This window comes from Micromonospora sp. DT63, from assembly GCF_049841615.1.
GTDB lineage: Bacteria > Actinomycetota > Actinomycetes > Mycobacteriales > Micromonosporaceae > Micromonospora.
In genome coordinates this window covers 101,522-123,081 of the sequence record NZ_JBNCKQ010000008.1, presented here as the reverse complement: position 1 = coordinate 123,081, position 21,560 = coordinate 101,522, and the positions used below count along the sequence as shown (strand labels likewise).

Here is a 21,560-nt window from a genome sequence, read left to right as displayed (position 1 = left end):
TCAGGCGGCGGTCGGGTGGGCGAGCGACGCCAGCGCCCGCCGGACGTCGGCGAGGGAGACGGTCGCGGAGTCGTCCAGGTCGGCCAGGCCGGCCTCGATCCACTGCCGCATCAGCGTGGTGACCCCGATGCCCCGGGCGTCGGCGGCGGCGCGGACCCGCTCGTAGGTGTCCAGCGGCAGCCGGACCGATCGACTCACCATCGGCACGTCGGTGTCGGGGGTGGGCAGGTCCACCGCCGGACTCTGGTCGATCAACTCGGCGATCCGGTCGTCGCCGCTGTGGAACTGCTTGGTCGCGTCGTTACGGTGCATCGTCACGGCCCCCCTCATCGGCGATCTCTCCGCACGGCCTCGTCGTAGCGCTTGGACTCGATGTCGCTCAGCTCGCGGGCGGAGAGGATGTCCCAGTCGTTGTCGGTGCCATCGGCCTCGGCGAGCAGCACGGCCAGTCGGCGACCCCGGCGGGCGGCGGCGTAGACCACCATCACGTCGTCGCCCAGGTGGCGGATGACCCGCCGGGCGCTGTGCAGCGCCTCCCAGACTTCCCCGGGTGTGACGTCGTAGACCCTCAGGTTGGCCAACGCCTCGTCGGTGAAGCTGAACCTGCTGCCCACAGCGCGCAGCGTACCACGCGCGTAACACGGATGGGCCTGGTCAATTTTCGCTGATCACGCCTTTGTGGTGACAGGATGAGGCGTAATCCCCTCGAGGAGGTTCATGGTGAAGCGTCAGGCGTACCAGCCGATTCTGATCACCGATGCCTCGCGCAGCCAGAATGATCAGCTCACCAGCCGTCAGCGCCGCTATGTCCTCATGATGGGCATCCGGGTGGCCTGCATCGTCGCCGGCGCGATCCTGGTCGGCGCGAACGCCCCACTGCTCTGGGTCTGGCTGCCGCTGTGCGCCCTCGGCATGGTGCTCATTCCGTGGCTGGCCGTGCTGCTGGCCAACGACCGGCCACCCAAGGAGGAGCACCGGTTGGCCAATCGGTTCCATCCCCGGCGGCAGGACGAGGCGCCGCCGATGAGTCTCACGGCCGAGGAGCGCCCGCACAAGGTCATCGACGTCGAGCCCTGACCCGCCCAGCGGGCCAGGGCTCGACCGTGACGGCCGCGGGTGCCTGCGGCCGTGCTCCGGCCCCTACGGCTGGGGCCGTGCTCCGGCTGTGGAGACGGCCAGCGCGCCGAGGTCGGTGGCGCGGCTCAGTGCCGCGGTCGGGCTGGCGCCGGCGAGCCACGCGGTGAGCAGACCGGCCGCGAAGGCGTCGCCCGCTCCCGTGACGTCCACCACCGCCACCCGACGGGCCGCAGCCGTGCAGACCGGCGTCGTGCGATCGACCCAGACCGCTCCCGCCGCGCCACGCTTGACCACCACCCGCCGAGCCGTCGCCGACAGCGCCCGCCCCTGTGCCGCCGGGTCCAGCCCGCCGGCCAGCACCGTGGCCTCGTCCGCGTTGACCAGCAGCAGGTCGACATCGCGTACCCAACCCAGGAACGTCCGCGCGCCCGCGCGCCGCAGCGGCGCCGCGGACGCCGCGTCGACGCTGGTGGTGAGCCCGCGCTCGCGGGCGGCGGCCAGCGCCCGCAACCCCGCGCCGCGCGAACCGGCGTCCAACAGGGTGTACGCGGACAGGTGCAGATGCCCCGCGTCGGGCACCGCCGCGAGGGCCTTCTCCACGTGCTCGGCGCTCAACGCGAGGTTCGCGCCCCGCGACGTGACCATGGTCCGCTCGCCGTCGGTCGCCAGCACGATCACCGTGCCGGTCGGGGCGTCCACCACCCGCTCGACCGCGCAGTCCACGCCCGCGCGATCCAGCTCGGCGATCCGGTCGCGCCCGGCGTCGTCGTCACCGACGGCGCCGACGAGCGTGACGGCCACCCCCTGCGCGGCGAGCCAGGCGGCGGTGTTGGCCGCCTGCCCGCCGCCGCCGAAACTGATCTCGGCCCCGGTGTCCGAACCGGCCGCGAGCGGCCCGGACAGCACCGCCACCACGTCGGTGATCACGTCCCCGACGACGACCACGCGGGCCGGAGGGGTCATGCCGGTACGGCGGAGGTGCGGGCGACCGCGGCGACCGCGATGCGCGCGGCCAGGTCGGCGTTGCGCAGGATGATCCGGACGTTCACCGCCAGGCTCGCGCCCTCGGTGGCCGAGTGGAAGTGCGCCAGCAGGTACGGCGTGACGGCCTTGCCGGTGATCCCGTCCCGCTGCAGCAGGGCCAGGCCCTCGGCGAGGGTCCGGTCGTGCAGCTCCGGGTCGAGCTGCTCGTCGACCGGCAGCGGGTTGGCGACGAGCAAGCCCCCGAGGTGCACGGCGTGCCCGTCCCGGGCGGCCAGCACGGCGGCGACCTGCTCCGGCGAGTCCACCGACCAGTCCAGGTCGAAGCCCGCGTCGGTGAGGTAGAAGCCGGGGAACCGGCGGGTGCGGTAGCCGATGACGGCCACCCCGAGGGTCTCCAGGCGCTCCAGCGTCGCGCCCACGTCGAGGATCGACTTGACCCCGGCGCAGACCACCGTGATCGGGGTCTGGGCCAGGGTGACCAGGTCCGCCGACTCGTCGAAGGTGTGCGCCGCCTCCCGGTGCACCCCGCCCAGGCCACCGGTCGCGAACACCCCGATTCCGGCGGCGGCGGCCACCGCGCTGGTCGCCGCCACGGTGGTGGCGCCGTCCGCGCCGGTCGCCGCCGCGACAGCCAGGTCGCGGACGGAGAGTTTCGTCACTCCATCGACGGTGGCCAGCCGGGTCAGCTGCGCGTCGTCCAGCCCGACCACCAGCTCGCCACCGATCATGCCGATGGTCGCCGGCACCGCTCCGGCGTCCCGGACCGCCTGCTCGATCTCCCGGGCCACCCGCAGGTTCTGCGGACGGGGCAGGCCGTGCGAGACGATGGTGCTCTCCAGGGCGACGACGGGTCGGCCGTCGCGCAGGGCTTCGGCGACCTCGGTGCCGTAGCTGATGCGAAAGTCAGTCACACCGGCACGGTACGGGGTCGGACCCGGGCCGGGCTCAAGTGGACCCGGCCGTGATGACCTGCCAAACTTGACGGTCGGAGGTGCAGACGTGAGCACAGAGGTTCTCGAGCGTCCGGAGCTGAAGGACGCCGACACCGGTCCCGAGATGTTCCATTACGTCCGCAAGGAGAAGATCGCCGAGAGTGCCGTCATGGGCACCTTCGTCGTCGCGCTCTGCGGGGAGACCTTCCCGGTCACCAAGGCGGCCAAGCCGGGCTCGCCGGTCTGCCCCAAGTGCAAGGAGATCTACGACTCGTACCGCGAGTGAACCGGGGCCGGCGCTCCGGCCGGCGACGTAGCCTGCGGCGGTGACCACCTCCACCGCCCTGCTCCTCGCCGACCTGACCGGGGTGGCCGTCTTCGCCGCCTCCGGTGCCTCGGCGGCGGTGGCCAAACGACTCGACCTGTTCGGGGTCGCGTTCGTGGGCTTCGTGGCCGCGCTCGGCGGCGGGATCCTGCGCGACCTGGTCATCGACGAGGTGCCGCCGCTCGCCTTCGCCGACTGGCGGTACGCCGCCACCGCGGCGATCACCGCGCTCGCCGTCTTCTGGCTGCACCCGCAGCTCGCCCGACTGCGCACCACGGTGCTGGTGCTCGACGCGGCGGGCCTCGGTCTGTTCACCGTCACCGGCACGCTCAAGGCGCTCGACGCCCGGGTTCCGGCGGTCGGCGCCTGCCTGATCGGCATGCTCACCGCGATCGGCGGAGGGCTCGGTCGGGACCTGCTGACCGCCGAGATCCCGGTCGTGCTGCGCCGGGAGATCTACGCGCTGGCCGCACTTGCCGGTTCGGTCCTGGTGGTGCTGCTGTACGTCAGCGGCCAGACCGGGCCCGCGCCGCTCACCGCCGCCGCCGTCCTGGTGGTCGGGCTGCGCCTGATCGCGCTGCGTCGACGCTGGTCCGCGCCGGTGGCCACGCTGCGCCCGCCGCGCGCCGACGGTGCCGATCCCCGCACGGACCGGGAGTGGTGAACGTTCGTCGGATGTGACCAGCGTGGCGTCGCCTGGGCCGGCGGGCCCGCGCTGGTTATGCTGAGTCGGCCTTCGCGGCAGCTTCTGCGCGGAGGCGTTTTCATGGGCGGCGGTACTCGTGGCCCTCGCCCGGTGTCCGCCCTCGTGCGGTCGGAGAGGAGCTTTCGCGTGGCAGCCCGGACGCCGGTGCTCGAGACGTTCCCGGCCCTACGTGCCTGGCAGCGCAAGGCCCTGGTGGAGTACCTGCGCCGCCGTACCGAGGACTTCACCGCGGTCGCCACGCCGGGCGCCGGCAAGACCACCTTCGCCCTGCGGATCGCCGCCGAACTGCTCGGCGACGGCACCGTCGAGGCGGTCACCGTGGTCGCGCCCACCGAGCACCTGAAGAACCAGTGGGCCGAGGCCGCGGCCCGGGTGGGCATTCAGCTCGACGCCGCGTTCCGCAACGCCGACGTGCACTCGGCGGCCGACTTCCACGGTGCGGTGGTCACCTACGCCCAGGTGGGAATGGCCCCGCAGGTGCACCGGCGGCGCACCATGACCCGTCGCACCCTGGTCATCCTCGACGAGATCCACCACGCCGGCGACTCCCGTTCCTGGGGCGACGGCGTCAAGAACGCCTTCGAGCCCGCCGTACGCCGGTTGATGCTCACCGGTACGCCGTTCCGCTCCGACGACAACCCGATCCCGTTCGTCACGTACGAGCGGGGCGGTGACGGGCTGCTGCGCTCCCACGCCGACTCGGTCTACGGCTACGCGGACGCGCTGCGCGACGGGGTCGTCCGGCCGGTGCTCTTCCTCGCGTACTCCGGGGAGACCCGCTGGCGCACCAACGCGGGGGACGAGTTGGCGGCCCGCCTCGGCGAGCCGATGACCCAGGATCTGGTGGCGCAGGCGTGGCGTACCGCCCTGGACCCGGCGGGGGACTGGATGCCGCAGGTGCTGCGGGCCGCCGACGCCCGACTCACCGTGCTGCGCAACGCCGGCATGCCCGACGCCGGCGGTCTGATCATCGCCACCGACCAGCAGACCGCCCGCTCGTACGCCAAGCTCATCGAGCAGGTGACCGGCGAGAAGGCCGCAGTGGTGCTCTCCGACGACCAGGGCGCATCCGCGCGGATCGCGACGTTCGCGGCGTCCGACCAGCGGTGGCTGGTCGCGGTGCGGATGGTGTCCGAGGGGGTCGACATCCCCCGACTGGCGGTCGGTGTCTACGCCACCAGCGCCAGCACCCCCCTCTACTTCGCCCAGGCGATCGGCCGGTTCGTGCGGGCCCGCCGCCCCGGCGAGACCGCGTCGGTCTTCCTGCCCAGCGTGCCGCACCTGCTCGGGCTGGCCAGCGAGATGGAGAACGAGCGGGACCACGTCCTCGGCAAACCCAAGGACTCCGACGGCTTCGACGACGAGCTGCTGGAACGCGCGCAGCGCGACGACCAGGCCAGCGGGGAGCTGGAGAAGCGGTTCGCCGCGCTCTCGGCCACCGCCGAACTGGATCAGGTGATCTTCGACGGCGCGTCGTTCGGGACCGCCGCCCAGGCCGGCACCCCCGAGGAGGAGGAGTACCTCGGCCTGCCCGGCCTGCTCACCGCCGACCAGGTCTCCCTGCTGCTCACCAAACGGCAGGCCGCACAGCTCGCCGCCCAGCGCCGTCGTACGGCCGACGGGGCCGCTCAGCCGGCCGCTGCGCCCTCCGCGGCGCCGCCGGTACCCATGAGTGCCGCCCAACGCCGTGTGGCGCTCCGGCGCCAACTGAACGCTCTCGTGGCCGCCCGGCACCATCGCACCGGCCAACCCCACGGCAAGATCCATGCCGAGTTGCGCCGGCTCTGCGGCGGCCCGCCGAGCGCCCAGGCCACCATCGAACAGCTCGAGGAACGCATCGCGACGGTGCAGACCCTCTGAACGGGTGCCGGAAGCCCCCACGGTCACGATCGACACCGTGTCGCTGATGTGAGGGGATCGGGGGCGGCCGGATGACCCCATGGCACCGATATCGAGTCGGCCACGCGCACCGAGTGGCCCCTGGATGGCGAAAGCCGGCCGGAGACACCCATCGGGTGCCTCCGGCCGGCTATGTCGATATGCGGATCTAGTTCGCCATCAGGTCGGCGCCACGCCAGCTGAAGTCGGGCTCCGCCGCGAACCGCTCGGTGATCTTCACGAGATCCTCCGCGTACTTGTTCGCGTGGTGCCCGCAGAACACCAGTTCGCTCCCACCCGCCAGAGTGATCCGGAGCTTCCCGGCAGCATTGCAGCGGTCGCACCGTTCATCGGCGGCTGGGGGAACCACCGTCTCGGGCGGCGGCGTGAGGGTCGAGTTCATCGCCTTCCTCCTCTGGTCGTCACCGATGAACAATCTCTTCGGTCGTTGCTCACCTATCGTGCAACACCCGTGCCGGGCACTGCCTTCCCTGTGTGCCCGCGGGGGACCGAGGTCACACATGGCAGGGACAGTGTGCCGTGAACCCAGGGTGCCACGTCAACGATCACATTCGTGCATCCGGACGATCACCATCTGGTGTTGCACACCAGGTGATCAAAACGACACGTCCGGTTGACGAAACCGGCTCAGTCCAGGTAATCCCGCAGGACCTGCGACCGGGACGGGTGACGCAGCTTGGACATCGTCTTGGACTCGATCTGCCGGATCCGCTCCCGGGTCACCCCGTAGACCTGACCGATCTCGTCAAGCGTCCGCGGCTGACCGTCGGTCAGGCCGAAACGCAGCCGGACCACACCCGCCTCACGCTCGGAGAGCGTCTGCAGCACCTGCTGGAGCTGGTCCTGCAGGAGCGAGAACGAGACCGCGTCGACGGCGACCACAGCCTCGGAATCCTCGATGAAGTCACCGAGCTGGCTGTCGCCCTCGTCACCGATGGTCTGGTCCAGCGAGATGGGCTCCCGGGCGTACTGCTGGATCTCCAGCACCTTCTCCGGTGTGATGTCCATCTCCTTGGCCAGCTCCTCCGGCGTGGGCTCACGGCCCAGGTCCTGGAGCAGCTCGCGCTGTATGCGGCCGAGTTTGTTGATGACCTCGACCATGTGCACCGGGATACGGATGGTGCGGGCCTGGTCGGCCATGGCGCGCGTGATCGCCTGCCGGATCCACCAGGTGGCGTACGTGGAGAACTTGTAGCCCTTGGTGTAGTCGAACTTCTCCACCGCGCGGATGAGGCCGAGGTTGCCCTCCTGGATGAGGTCCAGGAAGGCCATGCCGCGCCCCGTGTACCGCTTGGCCAGGGAGACGACCAGACGGAGGTTCGCCTCGAGGAGGTGGTTCTTGGCGCGCTCGCCGTCGCGGGAGATCCAGCCCAGGTCGCGGACCATCTCCCGGGCGAGCTTCTCCTCGCCCTCGTCGGCCGCGCGCAGCTGCTCGGCGGCGTAGAGCCCGGCCTCGATCCGCTTGGCCAGCTCCACCTCCTGCTCGGCGTTGAGCAGCGGGACCTTGCCGATCTGCTTCAGGTACGCCCGGACGGAGTCGGCGGAGGCGGTCAGCTCGGCGTCACGCCGGGCCTGCTTGAGCGCCTCGGACTCCTCGTCGTCCCACTCGAAGTCGTTGTCGGTGGCCGACGCGGCGGCGTCGGTCTCGGCGGCCTGGGCCAGCTCGGCCGGCTCCTCCACCACCACGTCCTCGATGGCGGCGGCGAGCTCCTCGGGGTCGATCTCACCCTCGGCGCCCTCGCCCTTGGCCTTGCCGCCGGCCTTGACCGGCTTGGCTCCGGCCGCCGCGGCGACCGTCGCCTTGGTGGCGCGGGTCGACTTGGTCGCCTTCGCCGGGGTGGCCGCTGCGGCGGCGACCTCGGCGGTGCTGCCGGCGGCCTTGCGAGCGGCCACCTTGCGCGGCGCCGGCGTCGACGGCGCCTCGTCGGAGGCGGGCGCCTGCTTCGGGGCGGGCGCGGCGGCCTTCTTGGTGGTCTTGGCGGTGGTGGCCCGGGACGCGGGGGTCGTCGAGCGGGCCGCGGCGACCCGGCGGCGGGTGCTCGCCGAGCCGTCCACCACAACGGTCACTCCCGCCTCGGAGAGCGCCCGCAGGATCTTCTTGGCCTGGGCCGGAGTCACCTCGGCGGTCTCGACGGTGCGCGCGAGCTGAGCCGACGTGAGCTGACCACCGGCGCTCTGCGCGTGGGCGATCAGGGTGTCGGTGAGCGAGCGAACGTCGGCGCCGGGCTGGCGGGGTTCTGTCACGAATGACCTTCCGGAGGCGAAGAGCGGGCACGGCCGGATCGTCCGGCACAGCGTGGGGCAACCGGGCCGGGCGATGTGGTTGAGGGACCCCCGTGTCCCGGGCCGGCCGGTGGTCGGCGGTCCGTGGCGCGTGGGCAGGGGTGAATTGTAACGCCGTCTGCGGCGATCATCCTGCGCCGCACGGCGTAACGGCGGCGGGACCGCCGATTCGGCGCAGATGTGGACTTTGTAAGGATGATACTCGCGCACGGCCCGGAACGCCCCGGTCGTACGGGAAGGGGACCCTGGAATGGACCGTTCGGCGCCGCCACCGCGGGAACTGTTGGCGATCGCGCTCGACGTGGCGCGGGACGCCGCGGCCACCGCGTACCGGATGCGGGCCGAGGGCGTGTCCGTGGCGGCGACCAAGAGCACCGTCACCGACGTGGTCACGGCTGCGGACCGGGCCGTCGAGCGGCAGGTCCTCGACGCCCTGCGCGCGCTGCGGCCGGGGGACGCGGTCCTGGGCGAGGAGTACGGCACGCAGGCCACCGGCCCGGCGGAGCCGGGCGGTGTTCGGTGGATCGTCGACCCGATCGACGGCACCGTGAACTACCTCTACGGGTTGCCGTACAGCGCGGTGTCGCTGGCCGCCGAGGTGGACGGGGTGGTGGTCGCCGGCGTGGTGCGCAACGTGAACACCGGCGAGGAGTGGACCGCCACCGCCGGTGGCGGCGCCTGGCGCGACGGCGTGCGGCTGCGCTGTTCCGGCGAGACGGACCTCGGGCAGGCTCTGGTCGGCACCGGCTTCGGCTACGACGCCGGTCGGCGGGCGCACCAGGCGTCGGTGGTGGCCGGGCTGATCGCGTCGGTGCGGGACATCCGCCGCCTGGGAGCGGCCGCCCTGGACCTCTGCCTGGTGGCGGAGGGGCGGCTGGACGCGTACTTCGAGAAGGGCCTGGCCGCCTGGGACCTGGCCGCCGGCGGGCTGGTGGCCGCCGAGGCGGGCGTGCGGGTCTCCGGCCTGGCCGGTAGCCCGCCCGGCCCGGACCTGGTGATCGCGGCCCCGCCCGCCCTGTTCGCCGAGCTGCACGACCGGCTGGCCGCCCTGGACGCCTCCGGCGGCCCCTGACCGCGCCGCCGTCGTGGACCGGGACGCCCGGCGCGGGCGTCCCGGTTACGCCGTCACTTCTTGGCGGCGGGGGACGGGCAGGAGCCCGCCGGCGCGACAGGTGGGCCCAGGTCGCCGAGGGACTGGTTGACCTCGGTGGTGGTGGCGAGCTGCTGGAAGCCGTTGCCCAACACCACGTCGACCACGTCGTCCGTGCGCTTCTCGTCGTAGACCGGCTCGGCGTTGTTGAGGAAGTACGCCTTGAGCAGGTGGGCGGAGCTGACGCCCTTGGGGCCGTACCGCAGCACGGCGACGTCGTCGATCCCCTTGGGCGCGTTGCCGACCTTCTTGACCTGGAACTTGCGGTTGCGGAAGTCGTCCGCGACGGCGCCGGCCCGGCCCGGCTCGATTGTCGCGTTCAGGACGTTGATCTTGACGTCCTTGGGCTCGTGCAGGGTGACGTCGGCCAACGGCCAACCGTCCGGGCAGCCGCCCGCCGCGCCGGCCTCGCCCTGGCTGTCGCGGACGATCGCGGTGATCACGAACGCCAGGGCCAGGACCCCCAGCAGGCCGACGACGACGAGTGCCCGCACTCGCGCAAAACTCATCTGGGCGCTCCCGAGACCTCAGGTGGGTGGCGGCGGCCGCCAACGATCGCACTGACCGCCGGCCGTCGAATACGCCGCTGAGGTTAACGGTTGTCCGGCCGTCGCGTGGAAACAGTCCGACATGCCGGCGCGGCGACCGTGAACCGGGTACTACTACCCCTATCTTCGTGTCGCCTGAATCACATTGGGAACAACTTGGCGTGCGGGGGCGTACATCTCAGCCGCAAGGGCGGTATACATGCCTCGCCCAAGGGGGGGTAAGGTTCCGCGCTCGCAGGGGAGTGGCCCCAGCGGTCCCGACCCGTACGGTCCCCCGGGTCGGGTGCCCGACACAAGTGGTTGCCGGCCAGCGGAACCGAAACAGCGTCGTCCGGCGTTACAACCGGAAGCGACAACATCGATATGGGAGAGTGACATCCGATGGCCACCGACTACGACGCTCCGCGTCGCGACGAGGTCGACCTCGGCGAGGACAGCCTGGAAGAGCTCAAGGCCCGGCGCGTCGACTCACAGTCGGGCGCGGTGGACGTCGACGAGGCCGAGGTCGCCGAGAGCTTCGAGCTGCCCGGTGCCGACCTGGCCGACGAGGAGCTCACTGTCAAGGTGCTACCGATGCAGCAGGACGAGTTCCGGTGCGCCCGCTGCTTCCTGGTTCACCATCGCAGCCAGCTGGCGGTCGAGCGCAACGGCGAGCTGATCTGCCGAGAGTGCGTCTGACACTCACGACACCGGCGGCGGCCTCCTGATCGGGGCCGCCGCTACCGGTGTAGGCATGCAACGCCGGTGGGTACCTGCTTGACTCGTAGCGGGTAGCCACACCACCGGGAGGTCCGACCCATGAGCGATCGAGGCGACACCACCGGCGACGGCGCGGACGATCTCGGCGCCACCGTCGCGGCGTTGACCGCGGACGACATCGAGCCGGCCCGGCGGCGGCAACTGCTCACCCGGATGGTGGGGCAGGCCCGCAGCCGAGGCATTTCCGACCTGTTCAAGCCCCGCGCCGCCGTGCGCTGGATGACCGACACGGTGGCCGAGATCGCCCCGCACGTACCGGTGCGGGACCTGGCCACCCTGCGTCGACACTTTCCCGGCCTGGACGACGCCGCCCTGGCCGAGCGACTGATCCGCAACGCCTCCCGCGCCACGGCCGGGATCGGCGCGGCCGGCGGGGGAGTCGCCGCCGTCGAATGGACCGTCGCACCCACGCTGCTCTCCGCGCCCGTGCTGCTCGCCGCCGAGACCGTCGCCGTCGTGGCGGTGGAGCTGAAACTGATCGGTGAGCTGCACGAGCTCCACGGCGTGTCGCTGCCGGGCGCCGGCAGCCAACGAGCGGTCGCCCTGGTGCACTCCTGGGCCACCCAGCGCGGGGTCAACCCGATGGTGCCCGGCGTGGGGGTGGGCGCGGTGCTCGGCACCGCAGCCCGCAAGGAGATGCGCGACATGCTGCTGCGCCGATTCGGGCGCAACCTCACCACCCTCGGGCCGTTCCTGACCGGCGCGGCGGTGGCCAGCTTCCTCAACCGCCGGGCCACCCGGCAGATGGCCGACCAGCTCCAGGTGGACCTGCGCCGCCGCGGCATCGCCCGGCCGGCGCCGCCGCCGGCCCTGCCCGGCCCGCCGACGGGCACCTGAGCGGGGTCGTCGGCATCGGTCAGCCCGGCTCGCCGGCCGTACGGTCGGCGGGTCGGCCGGCGTCCCGCGCGGCCAGCACCGCCTCGGCCAGCTCGACCGGACGCCTCGTGCTCACCACCCAGAAGGGGGTCGGATCGGCCGGGTCGTCGAGCACCACCTGCACGGCGCCGCCGATCCAGGGCCGCTGCACCACGAAGGCGAGAGGGTCCGCGCCCACACCGAGCACCTCGCGGCGACCGGCGACGTCCAGCGGGATCACGTCGGCCACGAAGCGCACCGGCAGGCGGGCGTCGTCCACCCGCAGCTCGGCGTCGACGACCGCGACGCGGATCCGGCCCACCCACCACAGCCCGGCAGCGGTGAGCGGCAACAGCACGGCGAACGGCAGCCAGGCGCGGACGCCGCCGGCGCCCATCCAGATCTCGACGGCCAGCAGCGCGGCGGCCACCAGCCCGGTCAGCCACAGCCACCAGGGCAGGTCCAGCCGTTCGGCGTACGCCGGACGGGCCGGCGCCGGCGGCCGATCGGCGGACGGAGAGGGCGACATGCTCACTCCTGCGAGGGTACGGCGCACGGCGGGCCGGCCAACCGGCAGGATGGCAGGGTCACCGGAGACAACCGGACGAAGAGGGGACCCGTGACCGACGTCGTACCCGTGCCCGTACGGCTGCTCGATGCCGAGCTGCCGCTGCCCACGTACGCCCATCCCGGCGACGCCGGGGCCGACCTGGTGGCCGCCGCGGACGTGGAGCTGCCGCCCGGCGGTCGGGCCCTGGTGCCCACCGGCGTGGCCGTCGCCCTGCCGGACGGGTACGTGGGCCTGGTCCATCCGCGGTCCGGCCTGGCGGCCAGGCTCGGCGTGACGGTGCTCAACGCGCCCGGTACGGTCGACGCCGGCTACCGGGGTGAGATCATGGTCAACCTGATCAATCATGATCGGGACACGCCCGCGAAGATCTCCCGTGGCGACCGGATCGCCCAGCTCGTGATCCAGCGGGTCGCGCGGGCGCGGTTCGAGCCGGTGGCCGAGCTGCCCGGGTCCTCGCGCGGGACCGGCGGGCACGGCTCGACCGGCGGGCACGCTCAGCTGGTGCCGTCACCGGCCGGCCAGGAGTGGGTCGACCAGCGGCGGGCCGAGCCGGGCCACGGGCAGACGGAAGAGGTGGCAGGGTGATTGTGAACAGCGGAGGGTGGGCGCAGTGATCTTCTCCCGAAAGCGGGCCGATGCCGGGCGGCACACCCGCGACGAGCGGACCACCGAGGTCCTCGACGAGGGCACCGGGACGTCCGCGCCGGCGCTCGTGCGCGGGCCGTACGACATCTCCGAGGTCGACGACGAGGTGCAGCGCCTCGACCTCGGCAGCCTGCACATCCCGGCGGTGGCCGAGGTGGAGGTGCGGGTGCAGGCCGACCCGCAGGGCGTGATCCAGCAGGTCGTGCTGGTGCACGGGGACAACGCGCTGCAGCTCGGCGTCTTCGCCGCCCCCCGGTCCGAGGGGATCTGGGACGAGGTGCGCGAGGAGATCCGGCAGTCGCTGCTGCGCGACGGCGCCGCCGCCCAGGAGGTCGAGGGCGAGTACGGCCCGGAGCTGCACGCCCAGGTGCGCACCCCGGACGGCCCGACGAACCTGCGGTTCGTCGGCGTCGACGGGCCGCGCTGGATGGTCCGGGGCGTCTTCCAGGGCCCGGTGGCCACCGATCCGGCCAGCGCCGGGCCGCTCGCCGAGTGCCTGGACGGCCTGGTGGTCGACCGTGGCCAGGAGGCGAAGCCGGTCCGTGAGCCGCTGCCGCTGCGCCTGCCCCGCGAGATCGCCGACCAGGCCGACGCCGAGGGCGGGGACACCTCCGCCGCCGCCGAGCCCCGCCAGGTCTGACCGGGCCCGCACCGGCCCGCCGGAACCGGCCCCGTCGGCGTACGCTGGCGGGACGGTTCCGGCGTCGCCGGAGCTGGGCCGGTGCCGGCGGCGAGCCGGTGAGCGTGGAGAGGGTGACGCGGAGGTCATGACGACCGACGAGAGCCGGGTGTCGCTGCGGCGCATCCTGCAACGGTTCACCGCCAGCGAGGCCGAGATCGACGCGCAGGAGTTGCGGCAGGAGAGCGCCGAGTGCGGCGGTGTCCTGGCCCAGCAGTGCTCCCGGGGCCAGGTGGTCTCGGTGGCCGGTCGGCTGCGCACAGTGGTCTACACGCCGCGCACCAACCTGCCCACCCTCGAGGCCGACCTGTACGACGGCAGCGACGTCGTCACCCTGGTCTGGCTGGGGCGCCGGCACATCTCCGGGATCGAGCCGGGGCGGCACCTGACCGCGCGTGGCCGGGTGGCGATGCGCGACGACCGCAAGGTCATCTACAACCCGTACTACGAGCTGGACTCGCCGAAGTGACGGCACCGCGGACGGAAGGCCGGGCATGACGACGGGACAGCACCGGGCAGCACAGCCGGAGACCGATCCTCCGCAGGACGACGAGCCGCTGCCCACGATCGCCGAGCAGATGGCCGACCAGCTCGGCGGCTGGCGGGGGCTTGTCGAGTCCAGCATCCCGGTGGTCGTCTTCGTGCTCGCCAACATCATCGGCGACCTGCGGCCCGCCGTGATCGCCTCGGTGGCCGTCGCGCTGCTGATCGCCGGGTTGCGGCTGGCTCAGCGCCGGCCGATCCGGCACGCGGTCAACGGGCTGTTCGGGGTCGGTATCGGCGCAGCCATCGCCTGGCGCACCGGTGACGAGCGGGATTTCTACCTTCCCGGCATCCTCTACGGCATCGGCTACGGCATCGCCCTGCTGATCTCGGCGGCCATCCGCCAGCCCCTCGTCGGGTGGATCTGGTCGGTGCTGGTCGCCAAGGGCCGCTCCGAGTGGCGGGCCGACCCGAAGCTGGTGCGCGTCTTCACCCGGCTGACCGTGCTCTGGGGCGTGGTGTGGCTCGCCAAGGTGGGCGTGCAGGCCGGGCTCTACCTGGCCCACCAGGACACGGCGCTGGGCGTGGCCCGGCTGGCGCTGGGCTACCCGCCGTACGCGCTGCTGCTGCTCATCACCGTCTGGACGGTGCGCCGGGTCACCCGGGAGCCGCAACCCACCCCGCTGCCGGGCGCCTGAGCGACAGCGCCGCCCGCGCCCCGCGGCTCAGTGGGAGCCGCGGGTCCGCTCGACGCTGTCCGGACCGAGGATGACCGCGCGGACGTCGTCCTCCACCTCGGCGGTGCAGACGAAGATCAGCTCGTCGCCGGCCTCGATGGGATCGTCCGGGCTGGGCACCAGGACGCGCTTGCCGCGCAGGATCGCCACCAGGGCGGAGTCGCGGGGCAGCGGCACCGCGTGCAGGGGCTGACCGACGTAGGGCGCGGTCGGCGGGAGGGTGATCTCGACGAGGTTGGCCTCGCCCTGCCGGAAGGTCATCAACCGGACCAGGTCGCCGACGGTGACCGCCTCCTCGACCAGGGCGGCCATCACCCGCGGCTTGCTCACCGCGACGTCGACGCCCCACTGCTCGGTGAAGAGCCACTCGTTCTCCGCCCGGTTGACCCGGGCCACCACCCGGGGCACCGCGAACTCGGTCTTGGCCAGCAGCGACAGCACCAGGTTGGTCTTGTCGTCGCCGGTCGCCGCGACCACCACGTCGCAGCCGGCGACGTTGGCCTCCTCCAGGCTGGCGACCTCGCACGCGTCGGCGAGCACCCACTCGGCGGCCGGAACCCGGTCCGGCCGGAGCATCTTCGGCTGCCGTTCGATGAGCATCACCTGGTGGCCGTTCTCGATCAGCTCCTGAGCGATCGAGCGACCCACGTTGCCGGCGCCCGCGATGGCGATCCGCATGGCTCAGTGCCCCCCTTCCGGCGGGGTCGCCGCCACCGACGTGACAGTCGCCACGATGTCGTCGCTGACCAGCATGAACACCTGGTCGCCCTCCTGGACGACTGTGGACGCGGTGGGCAGCGTGCCGATGCCGAAGCGGATCAGGTAGGCCACCCGCGCGCCGGATGCCTCCTCCAGGGCGCGCACCGGCCGGCCGATCCACTCCTTGTGCACCGGGACCTCGACGATCGACACGGTGCTCGTCGGGTCGCGGAAGATCTCCACGTTGCCCTCGGGCACGAGGTGCCGCAGCATCCGGTCGGCCGTCCAGCGCACGGTCGCCACGGTGGGAATGCCCAGCCGCTCGTAGACCTGGGCCCGGCGCTGGTCGTAGATCCGGGCCGCGACCCGGGACACGCCGAACGTCTCCCGGGCCAACCGCGCCGAGATGATGTTGGAGTTGTCGCCGCTGGAGACGGCCGCGAAGGCGTCCGCGCGCTCGATGCCGGCCTGGCGCAGCACCTCGCCGTCGAAGCCCGCCCCGGTCACCGTGATTCCGGCGAAGTCGGGGCCGAGCCGGCGGAAGGCGTCGGCGTCCTGGTCGATCACCGCCACCGAGTGTCCCCGGGACTCCAGGCTGTGGGCGAGGGTCGACCCGACCCGGCCACATCCCATGATCACGACGTGCACGCTGTCCCTCCCAAGGTGCGTACCGCTGCCGCTGGCCCTTTCGCCGCCGGTGGCTCCGAGTCCGAGCCTGCCACGTCCGGGTCGACAGCGGGACCGACCGTACCGCGTCCTGTCTGCCACCCGTGATCGCCCACCCCCGCGTTCGGACCGTGGTGGTCGTACCCTTGGCGTTCGTGGCCAGACCCACCTCGCTGTTGAAGCGACTGCTCCTCGGTCGACCGTTCCGGTCCGACCGACTGCAGCACACCCTCCTGCCGAAGCGCATCGCGCTGCCCGTGTTCGCCTCCGACGCGCTGTCCAGCGTTGCGTACGCGCCTGACGAGATCCTGCTGACCCTCTCCATCGCCGGGGCGTCGGCGTTCCTGTTCTCCCCGTGGATCGCCCTCGCGGTGGTCGTGGTGATGCTCACGGTGGTGGCCAGCTACCGGCAGAACGTGCACGCCTACCCCTCCGGCGGCGGCGACTACGAGGTGGCCACGGTCAACCTCGGACCGAAGTTCGGGGTCGGGGTGGCCAGCGCCCTGCTTGTCGACTACGTGCTCACCGTGGCCGTGTCGGTCTCCTCCGGCGTGGCGAACCTCGGCTCGGTGGTGCCCTTCGTGGCCACCCACAAGGTCATGATCGCGGTGCTCGCGGTGGTCCTGCTGACCGCCGTCAACCTGCGCGGACTGCGCGAGTCGGGCACCGCGTTCGCCATCCCCACGTACGGCTTCGTGATCGTGATGGGCGGAATGCTGCTCACCGGTCTGTTCCGCGTCTTCGTCCTGGGTGACGACCTCCGTGCGCCCAGCGCCGACCTGGTCATCCAGGCCGAGCACAGTGTGACCGGGTTCGCGCTGGTCTTCCTGCTGCTGCGGACGTTCAGCTCGGGCGCCGCCGCGCTCACCGGCGTGGAGGCGATCTCCAACGGCGTGCCCGCGTTCAAGGCGCCCAAGAGCCGCAACGCCGCCACCACGCTGCTGCTGCTGGGCGCGATCGCGGTGAGCCTGCTCGTCGGGATCATCTGGCTGGCCCGGCTGACCCACCTGCAGTTCGTCGAGGACCCGGCCCTGCAGATCGTCTCGGGCCCCGACGGGTACGTGCAGAAGACGGTGACCACCCAGCTCGGCGAGACGGTCTTCGGCTCCGGCTCGTTCCTGCTCTACGTGGTGGCCGGGATGACCGCGCTCATCCTCTTCCTGGCCGCGAACACCGCGTTCAACGGTTTCCCGGTGCTCGGCTCGATCCTCGCCCAGGACCGCTACCTGCCCCGCCAGTTCCACACCCGGGGCGACCGGTTGGCCTTCTCCAACGGCATCACCTCGCTCGCCCTCTTCGCGATCGTGCTGATCGTCGGGTTCCAGGCCGAGGTGACCCGCCTCATCCAGCTCTACATCGTCGGTGTCTTCGTCTCGTTCACCGTCTCCCAGGCCGGCATGATCCGACACTGGAACCGGCGCCTGCGCACCGAGCGGGACCCGGAGGCGCGCAAGCGGATGCACCGCTCCCGGGCCATCAACACCTTCGGCATGGGTCTGACCGGCACGGTGCTGGTGATCGTCCTGATCACCAAGTTCCTGCTCGGCGCCTGGATCGCGATCGCGGCGATGGCGGTGATCTACGCGCTGATGCTGGCCATCCGCCGGCACTACGACCGGGTCGCCACCGAGCTGACCCCGCCGGACGAGGGCCGGGCCGTGCTGCCCGCCCGGAACCACGCGATCGTGCTGGTCAGCAAGCTGCACCAGCCGACGCTGCGGGCCATCGCGTACGCCCGGGCCACCCGGCCGGACACGCTGACCGCGGTGACCGTCAACGTGGACGAGAAGGACACCCGCGACCTGCAGGCCGACTGGGAGCGGCGGGAGATGGCGATCCCGCTCACAGTTGTCGACTCGCCGTACCGGGAGATCACCCGGCCGATCCTGGACTTCGTCGCCTCGACCCGTCGTTCGTCACCGCGCGACGTCGTCACCGTCTTCATCCCCGAGTACGTGGTGGGGCGCTGGTGGGAGAATCTGCTCCACAACCAGAGCGCGCTGCGCCTCAAGGGTCGACTGCTCTTCGAACCGGGGGTGATGGTGGTCAGCGTCCCGTGGCAGCTCGCCTCGACCGCCAGCAAGAACCTGGACCGGCTGGACGCCACGCTCTCCCGTACGCCCGCGCGCGGGCCGCGGGGCACCGTGCCACCAGTGGTCACCGCGCCGCCGCCGGACGAGTCCGGCCCGGTGGACAGCGAAACGGTCGGGAACGGCCGTGACTGAGCGGACCACGCCGTCCGTGACGGCGGCTACCGAACGGGGCCTGGCGGAGGCGGAGCGGGTCGAGCTGACAGTCGACGCGGTAGCTCCCGGCGGGCACTGCGTGGCCCGGGTGGACGGGCAGGTGGTGTTCGTCCGGCACGCGCTGCCCGGTGAGCGGGTGATCGCCGAGGTCACCGAGGTGCACCGGGGGTTCGTCCGGGCCGACGCGGTGACCGTGCTGGACCCCTCACCGGACCGGGTGGAGCCGCCCTGCCCGTACGCGAGGCCGGGCGCCTGCGGCGGCTGCGACCTGCAACACGTCGCCCCGGACGCGCAGCTGGCCTGGAAGACCGCGGTCGTGCGCGAGCAGCTGGTCCGCCTCGGCGGGCTCGCCGACGCCGAGCTGGACCGGCTGGGCGTCCAGGTCGAGGCGCTGCCGGGCGGGTCGCTGGGCTGGCGCTCGCGGGTCCGCTACGCGGTCGACGCCGCGGACCGCGCCGGCCTGCTCAAGCACCGCTCGCACGAGGTCGTGCCGATCGATCGCTGCCGGATCGCCCACCCGGCCATCCAGCAGCTGCCCGTGCTCACCCCGACCGGCACGCGCTGGCCGGCGGCCGAGGCGGTGGAGACCGTCGCCAGCACCGGCGGGGACGTGAGCGTCGCCGAGGTCCGCGACGGGGTGGCCACGCCGGTGAGCGGGCCGACCGAGGTCCGCGAGGTGGCCGCCGGACGGGACTGGGCGCTGCCCGCGTCCGCCTTCTGGCAGGTGCACCCGGCCGCGGCGGACACCCTGTCCACTGCCGTGCTGGAGCTGCTCGACCCGCGGCCGGGCGAGGTGGCCTGGGACCTCTACGGCGGGGCCGGGCTGTTCGCGGCGGCCCTCGCCGGCCGGGTCGGCGACGCGCGGGTCACAGTTGTCGAGTCGAGCCCGACCGGGGCGGACGCGGCCCGGGTGAACCTGGCCGACCTGCCCCGGGTCGAGGTGGTCGCCGCCCGGGTGGAGACCGCGCTGGCCCGCCGACGGATCACCGGCCCGGTCGACGTGGTGGTGCTCGACCCGCCGCGCTCCGGCGCGGGCGCCCCGGTGGTGCGCGACATCGTCGCCGCCGGTCCGCGGGCCGTCGCGTACGTGGCCTGCGACCCGGCCGCCTTCGCCCGGGACGTGCGCACCTTCGCCGAGCTGGGCTGGCGGCTGGCCGCGCTGCGCGGCTTCGACCTGTTCCCGATGACCCAGCACGTCGAGCTGGTGGGCCTCCTGCTGCCGGTCGACGCTCCTGATGTGGACCGGCCCTGACCAGGCGCTCAGCGGCCCACTGCGGTGCGTACGGCTCGGGCCAGGCTGCGGAGTGTCGGACGGCCGATAGACTCTCCGGTCATGAGTGTTGAAGAGGACACGGCCAACCACGGCCGGTTGCTGGGGACGGTCCGCGGTCCGCAGGACGTCAAGCGGATGTCGGGCGAGGAGCTGGATGTGCTCGCCGCGGAGATCCGCGACTTCCTGATCGCCAAGGTCTCCCGCACCGGCGGGCACGTCGGGCCCAACCTCGGTGTGGTCGAGCTGACGCTGGCCATGCACCGCGTCTTCGACTCCCCCCGGGACCGGCTCCTGTTCGACACCGGCCACCAGGCGTACGTTCACAAGATCATCACCGGGCGCCAGGCCGGCTTCGACAAGCTCCGCCAGCGCGGTGGCCTCTCCGGCTACCCCAGCCAGGCCGAGAGCGAGCACGACCTCATCGAGAACTCGCACGCCTCCACCGCGCTCTCCTACGCCGACGGCCTGGCCAAGGCGTACGCCCTGCGGGGTGAGGCGCGCAGCGTCGTGGCAGTGGTCGGTGACGGCGCGCTGACCGGCGGCATGTGCTGGGAGGCGCTGAACAACATCGCCACCGCCGGCAACTCCCTGGTCATCGTGGTCAACGACAACGGGCGGTCCTACTCGCCGACCATCGGCGGCCTGGCCGACCACCTCTCGTCGTTGCGGCTCAACCCCGGCTACGAGAAGGTCCTCGACACGGTCAAGGACGCCCTGGGCTCCACCCCGCTGGTCGGCAAGCCGATGTACGAGGTGCTGCACGCGGTCAAGAAGGGCATCAAGGACGCGGTCGCTCCGCAGGCCATGTTCGAGGACCTCGGCATCAAGTACGTCGGCCCGGTGGACGGGCACGACGTGGCGGCCGTCGAGTCGGCGCTGCGCGCGGCGAAGAACTTCGGCGGCCCGGTGATCGTTCACGCGGTCACCCGCAAGGGCTACGGCTACCGCCCCGCCGAGGAGGACGAGGCCGACTGCCTGCACGGCCCGAGCAGCGCCTTCGACGTGGAGACCGGCACGCTGCTGGCCGCCCCCTCGGTGAAGTGGACCCACGTCTTCGCCGACGAGCTGCTGGCCATCGCCGACGAGCGCCCGGACGTGGTGGGCATCACCGCCGCCATGGCCGAGCCGACCGGCATCGCCAAGCTGGCCCGCAAGTACCCCGAGCGGGTGTACGACGTGGGCATCGCCGAGCAGCACGCCGCCACCTCGGCGGCCGGTCTGGCGCTGGGTGGGCTGCACCCGGTGGTCGCGGTCTACGCCACCTTCCTCAACCGCGCCTTCGACCAGGTCCTGCTGGACGTGGCGATGCACAAGCTGCCGGTGACCTTCGTGCTGGACCGCGCCGGCATCACCGGCCCGGACGGCCCCAGCCACTACGGCATCTGGGACATGTCGGTCTTCGGTGTGGTGCCCGGCCTGCGGATCGCCGCTCCCCGGGACGCCGCGACGCTGCGGGAGGAGCTGCGCGAGGCGCTGGCCGTCGACGACGGCCCGACAGTCGTGCGGTTCCCCACCGGCACTGTCGCCGCCGACCTGCCGGCCGTGCGCCGGGTCGGCCCGGTCGACGTGCTGGCCGAGTCGGCGCGTACCGACGTGCTGCTCGTCGCCGTCGGCTCCTTCGGCCAGCTGGGCATGGAGGTCGCGGCCCGGGTCGCCGAGCACGGCTACGGGGTCACCGTCGTCGACCCCCGCTGGGTCCGCCCGGTGCCGGCCGAGCTGGTCGAGCTGGCCGCCCGGCACCGGCTCGTGGTCAGCGTCGAGGACGGCGTCCGCGTCGGCGGTGTCGGTGACGCCCTCGGCCAGGCCATGCGCGACGCCGACGTCCGGGTGCCGCTCAAGGACCTGGGCGTACCGGCCGACTGGCACCCGCACGGCACCCGTGCGCAGATCCTCGCCGATCTCGGCCTGACCGCCCAGGACGTCGCCCGGAACGTCACCGGCTGGATCTCCGGCCTGGACGCCAGCCCGGACCGGCTGACCCCCAGCGACACGGCAGCCCAGAACTAGCTCGACTGTCCAGCTCGACCCGGCGGCGGGCACCCC

General features: G+C 72.6%; 24 protein-coding genes. 14 read left to right on the top strand and 10 right to left on the bottom strand.

Annotation, left to right across the window (positions count from 1 at the left end; genetic code table 11):
- Nucleotides 1-312 (bottom strand): BrnA antitoxin family protein, encoded by a 312-nt coding sequence (locus ACLQ27_RS26470; protein WP_234587992.1) that lies wholly within the window; start codon nt 310-312, stop codon nt 1-3.
- Nucleotides 313-326: 14 nt separating this feature from the next.
- The gene (locus ACLQ27_RS26465) at nt 327-614 is read right to left on the bottom strand and encodes a hypothetical protein (RefSeq protein ID WP_357498509.1); all 288 of its coding nucleotides are present in this window, start codon (nt 612-614) and stop codon (nt 327-329) included.
- Nucleotides 615-717: 103 nt separating this feature from the next.
- Here ACLQ27_RS26465 and ACLQ27_RS26460 point away from each other — a divergent pair, with 103 nt between their 5' ends.
- On the top strand, nt 718-1,077 hold the full coding sequence (locus ACLQ27_RS26460; RefSeq protein WP_234587958.1) for a DUF3099 domain-containing protein: 360 nt from the start codon (nt 718-720) through the stop codon (nt 1,075-1,077).
- Nucleotides 1,078-1,140: 63 nt separating this feature from the next.
- Here the strand turns inward: ACLQ27_RS26460 and ACLQ27_RS26455 are convergent, their stop codons facing one another.
- On the bottom strand, nt 1,141-2,040 hold the full coding sequence (locus tag ACLQ27_RS26455; protein ID WP_357498511.1) for a carbohydrate kinase family protein: 900 nt from the start codon (nt 2,038-2,040) through the stop codon (nt 1,141-1,143).
- Nucleotides 2,037-2,972: a pseudouridine-5'-phosphate glycosidase gene (locus ACLQ27_RS26450; protein ID WP_357498513.1), complete on the bottom strand. Its 936-nt coding sequence runs from the start codon at nt 2,970-2,972 to the stop codon at nt 2,037-2,039. The genes ACLQ27_RS26455 and ACLQ27_RS26450 overlap by 4 nt, the downstream gene beginning before the upstream one ends.
- 88 nt (nt 2,973-3,060) lie before the next feature.
- Here ACLQ27_RS26450 and ACLQ27_RS26445 point away from each other — a divergent pair, with 88 nt between their 5' ends.
- The 3 genes from ACLQ27_RS26445 (at nt 3,061) to ACLQ27_RS26435 (ending at nt 5,884) form a co-directional block, all read left to right on the top strand.
- Nucleotides 3,061-3,279: a DUF3039 domain-containing protein gene (locus tag ACLQ27_RS26445; RefSeq protein ID WP_007456912.1), complete on the top strand. Its 219-nt coding sequence runs from the start codon at nt 3,061-3,063 to the stop codon at nt 3,277-3,279.
- 40 nt (nt 3,280-3,319) lie between these two features.
- Nucleotides 3,320-3,982, top strand: a complete 663-nt coding sequence (locus ACLQ27_RS26440) for a trimeric intracellular cation channel family protein (RefSeq protein ID WP_234587955.1) — start codon at nt 3,320-3,322, stop codon at nt 3,980-3,982.
- Nucleotides 3,983-4,150: 168 nt separating this feature from the next.
- A complete protein-coding gene (locus ACLQ27_RS26435) occupies nt 4,151-5,884 on the top strand; it encodes a DEAD/DEAH box helicase (RefSeq protein ID WP_234587954.1) in 1,734 nt (577 codons plus the stop codon).
- Between the two features lie 187 nt (nt 5,885-6,071).
- Here the strand turns inward: ACLQ27_RS26435 and ACLQ27_RS26430 are convergent, their stop codons facing one another.
- The gene (locus tag ACLQ27_RS26430) at nt 6,072-6,305 is read right to left on the bottom strand and encodes a DUF7455 domain-containing protein (protein WP_357498515.1); all 234 of its coding nucleotides are present in this window, start codon (nt 6,303-6,305) and stop codon (nt 6,072-6,074) included.
- A 245-nt stretch (nt 6,306-6,550) separates the two neighbouring features.
- Nucleotides 6,551-8,167: an RNA polymerase sigma factor gene (locus tag ACLQ27_RS26425; RefSeq protein WP_234587952.1), complete on the bottom strand. Its 1,617-nt coding sequence runs from the start codon at nt 8,165-8,167 to the stop codon at nt 6,551-6,553.
- A 289-nt stretch (nt 8,168-8,456) separates the two neighbouring features.
- On the opposite strand from ACLQ27_RS26425, the gene ACLQ27_RS26420 reads away from it, so the two are divergent.
- Nucleotides 8,457-9,278, top strand: a complete 822-nt coding sequence (locus ACLQ27_RS26420) for an inositol monophosphatase family protein (RefSeq protein WP_357498517.1) — start codon at nt 8,457-8,459, stop codon at nt 9,276-9,278.
- Between the two features lie 53 nt (nt 9,279-9,331).
- Here ACLQ27_RS26420 and ACLQ27_RS26415 read toward each other — a convergent pair whose 3' ends face one another.
- Nucleotides 9,332-9,850, bottom strand: coding sequence for a LytR C-terminal domain-containing protein (locus ACLQ27_RS26415; protein WP_357498627.1), 519 nt, complete (start codon nt 9,848-9,850; stop codon nt 9,332-9,334).
- 435 nt (nt 9,851-10,285) lie between these two features.
- Between ACLQ27_RS26415 and ACLQ27_RS26410 the strand changes: the two genes are divergently transcribed.
- Both ACLQ27_RS26410 and ACLQ27_RS26405 read left to right on the top strand, forming a co-directional pair.
- The gene (locus tag ACLQ27_RS26410; protein ID WP_007075406.1) at nt 10,286-10,582 is read left to right on the top strand and encodes a DUF4193 domain-containing protein; all 297 of its coding nucleotides are present in this window, start codon (nt 10,286-10,288) and stop codon (nt 10,580-10,582) included.
- A 120-nt stretch (nt 10,583-10,702) separates the two neighbouring features.
- Nucleotides 10,703-11,500 carry a hypothetical protein gene (locus ACLQ27_RS26405; RefSeq protein ID WP_234587949.1) on the top strand — a complete coding sequence of 266 codons (798 nt, stop codon included), beginning with the start codon at nt 10,703-10,705 and terminating at the stop codon, nt 11,498-11,500.
- A 19-nt stretch (nt 11,501-11,519) separates the two neighbouring features.
- On the opposite strand, the gene ACLQ27_RS26400 is transcribed toward ACLQ27_RS26405, so the two are convergent.
- On the bottom strand, nt 11,520-12,053 hold the full coding sequence (locus ACLQ27_RS26400) for a DUF3093 domain-containing protein (protein WP_425869184.1): 534 nt from the start codon (nt 12,051-12,053) through the stop codon (nt 11,520-11,522).
- A gap of 84 nt (nt 12,054-12,137) precedes the next feature.
- Between ACLQ27_RS26400 and dut the strand changes: the two genes are divergently transcribed.
- The 4 genes from dut to ACLQ27_RS26380 all read left to right on the top strand — a co-directional run bounded on the left by dut (nt 12,138) and on the right by ACLQ27_RS26380 (nt 14,594).
- On the top strand, nt 12,138-12,674 hold the full coding sequence (dut, locus tag ACLQ27_RS26395; protein WP_357498521.1) for a dUTP diphosphatase: 537 nt from the start codon (nt 12,138-12,140) through the stop codon (nt 12,672-12,674).
- 25 nt (nt 12,675-12,699) lie between these two features.
- Complete coding sequence (locus ACLQ27_RS26390; protein WP_357498523.1) at nt 12,700-13,374, top strand: DUF3710 domain-containing protein; 675 nt, start codon at nt 12,700-12,702, stop codon at nt 13,372-13,374.
- Nucleotides 13,375-13,501: 127 nt separating this feature from the next.
- Nucleotides 13,502-13,882, top strand: a complete 381-nt coding sequence (locus tag ACLQ27_RS26385) for an OB-fold nucleic acid binding domain-containing protein (protein WP_357498525.1) — start codon at nt 13,502-13,504, stop codon at nt 13,880-13,882.
- Nucleotides 13,883-13,907: 25 nt separating this feature from the next.
- A complete protein-coding gene (locus ACLQ27_RS26380) occupies nt 13,908-14,594 on the top strand; it encodes a DUF3159 domain-containing protein (RefSeq protein WP_234587938.1) in 687 nt (228 codons plus the stop codon).
- A 27-nt stretch (nt 14,595-14,621) separates the two neighbouring features.
- On the opposite strand, the gene ACLQ27_RS26375 is transcribed toward ACLQ27_RS26380, so the two are convergent.
- Together ACLQ27_RS26375 and ACLQ27_RS26370 are read right to left on the bottom strand one after the other, a co-directional pair.
- Nucleotides 14,622-15,311, bottom strand: a complete 690-nt coding sequence (locus ACLQ27_RS26375; RefSeq protein ID WP_234587936.1) for a potassium channel family protein — start codon at nt 15,309-15,311, stop codon at nt 14,622-14,624.
- Between the two features lie 3 nt (nt 15,312-15,314).
- On the bottom strand, nt 15,315-15,980 hold the full coding sequence (locus tag ACLQ27_RS26370) for a potassium channel family protein (RefSeq protein WP_234587934.1): 666 nt from the start codon (nt 15,978-15,980) through the stop codon (nt 15,315-15,317).
- Nucleotides 15,981-16,153: 173 nt separating this feature from the next.
- On the opposite strand from ACLQ27_RS26370, the gene ACLQ27_RS26365 reads away from it, so the two are divergent.
- From ACLQ27_RS26365 to dxs, 3 genes are all read left to right on the top strand, one after another.
- Complete coding sequence (locus ACLQ27_RS26365) at nt 16,154-18,223, top strand: APC family permease (RefSeq protein ID WP_357498528.1); 2,070 nt, start codon at nt 16,154-16,156, stop codon at nt 18,221-18,223.
- Nucleotides 18,216-19,496, top strand: coding sequence for a class I SAM-dependent RNA methyltransferase (locus tag ACLQ27_RS26360; RefSeq protein WP_425869181.1), 1,281 nt, complete (start codon nt 18,216-18,218; stop codon nt 19,494-19,496). Before ACLQ27_RS26365 ends, ACLQ27_RS26360 begins: the two co-directional genes overlap by 8 nt.
- Nucleotides 19,497-19,577: 81 nt before the next feature.
- Complete coding sequence (gene dxs / locus ACLQ27_RS26355; RefSeq protein ID WP_234587931.1) at nt 19,578-21,524, top strand: 1-deoxy-D-xylulose-5-phosphate synthase; 1,947 nt, start codon at nt 19,578-19,580, stop codon at nt 21,522-21,524.
- Nucleotides 21,525-21,560 lie beyond the last annotated feature (36 nt).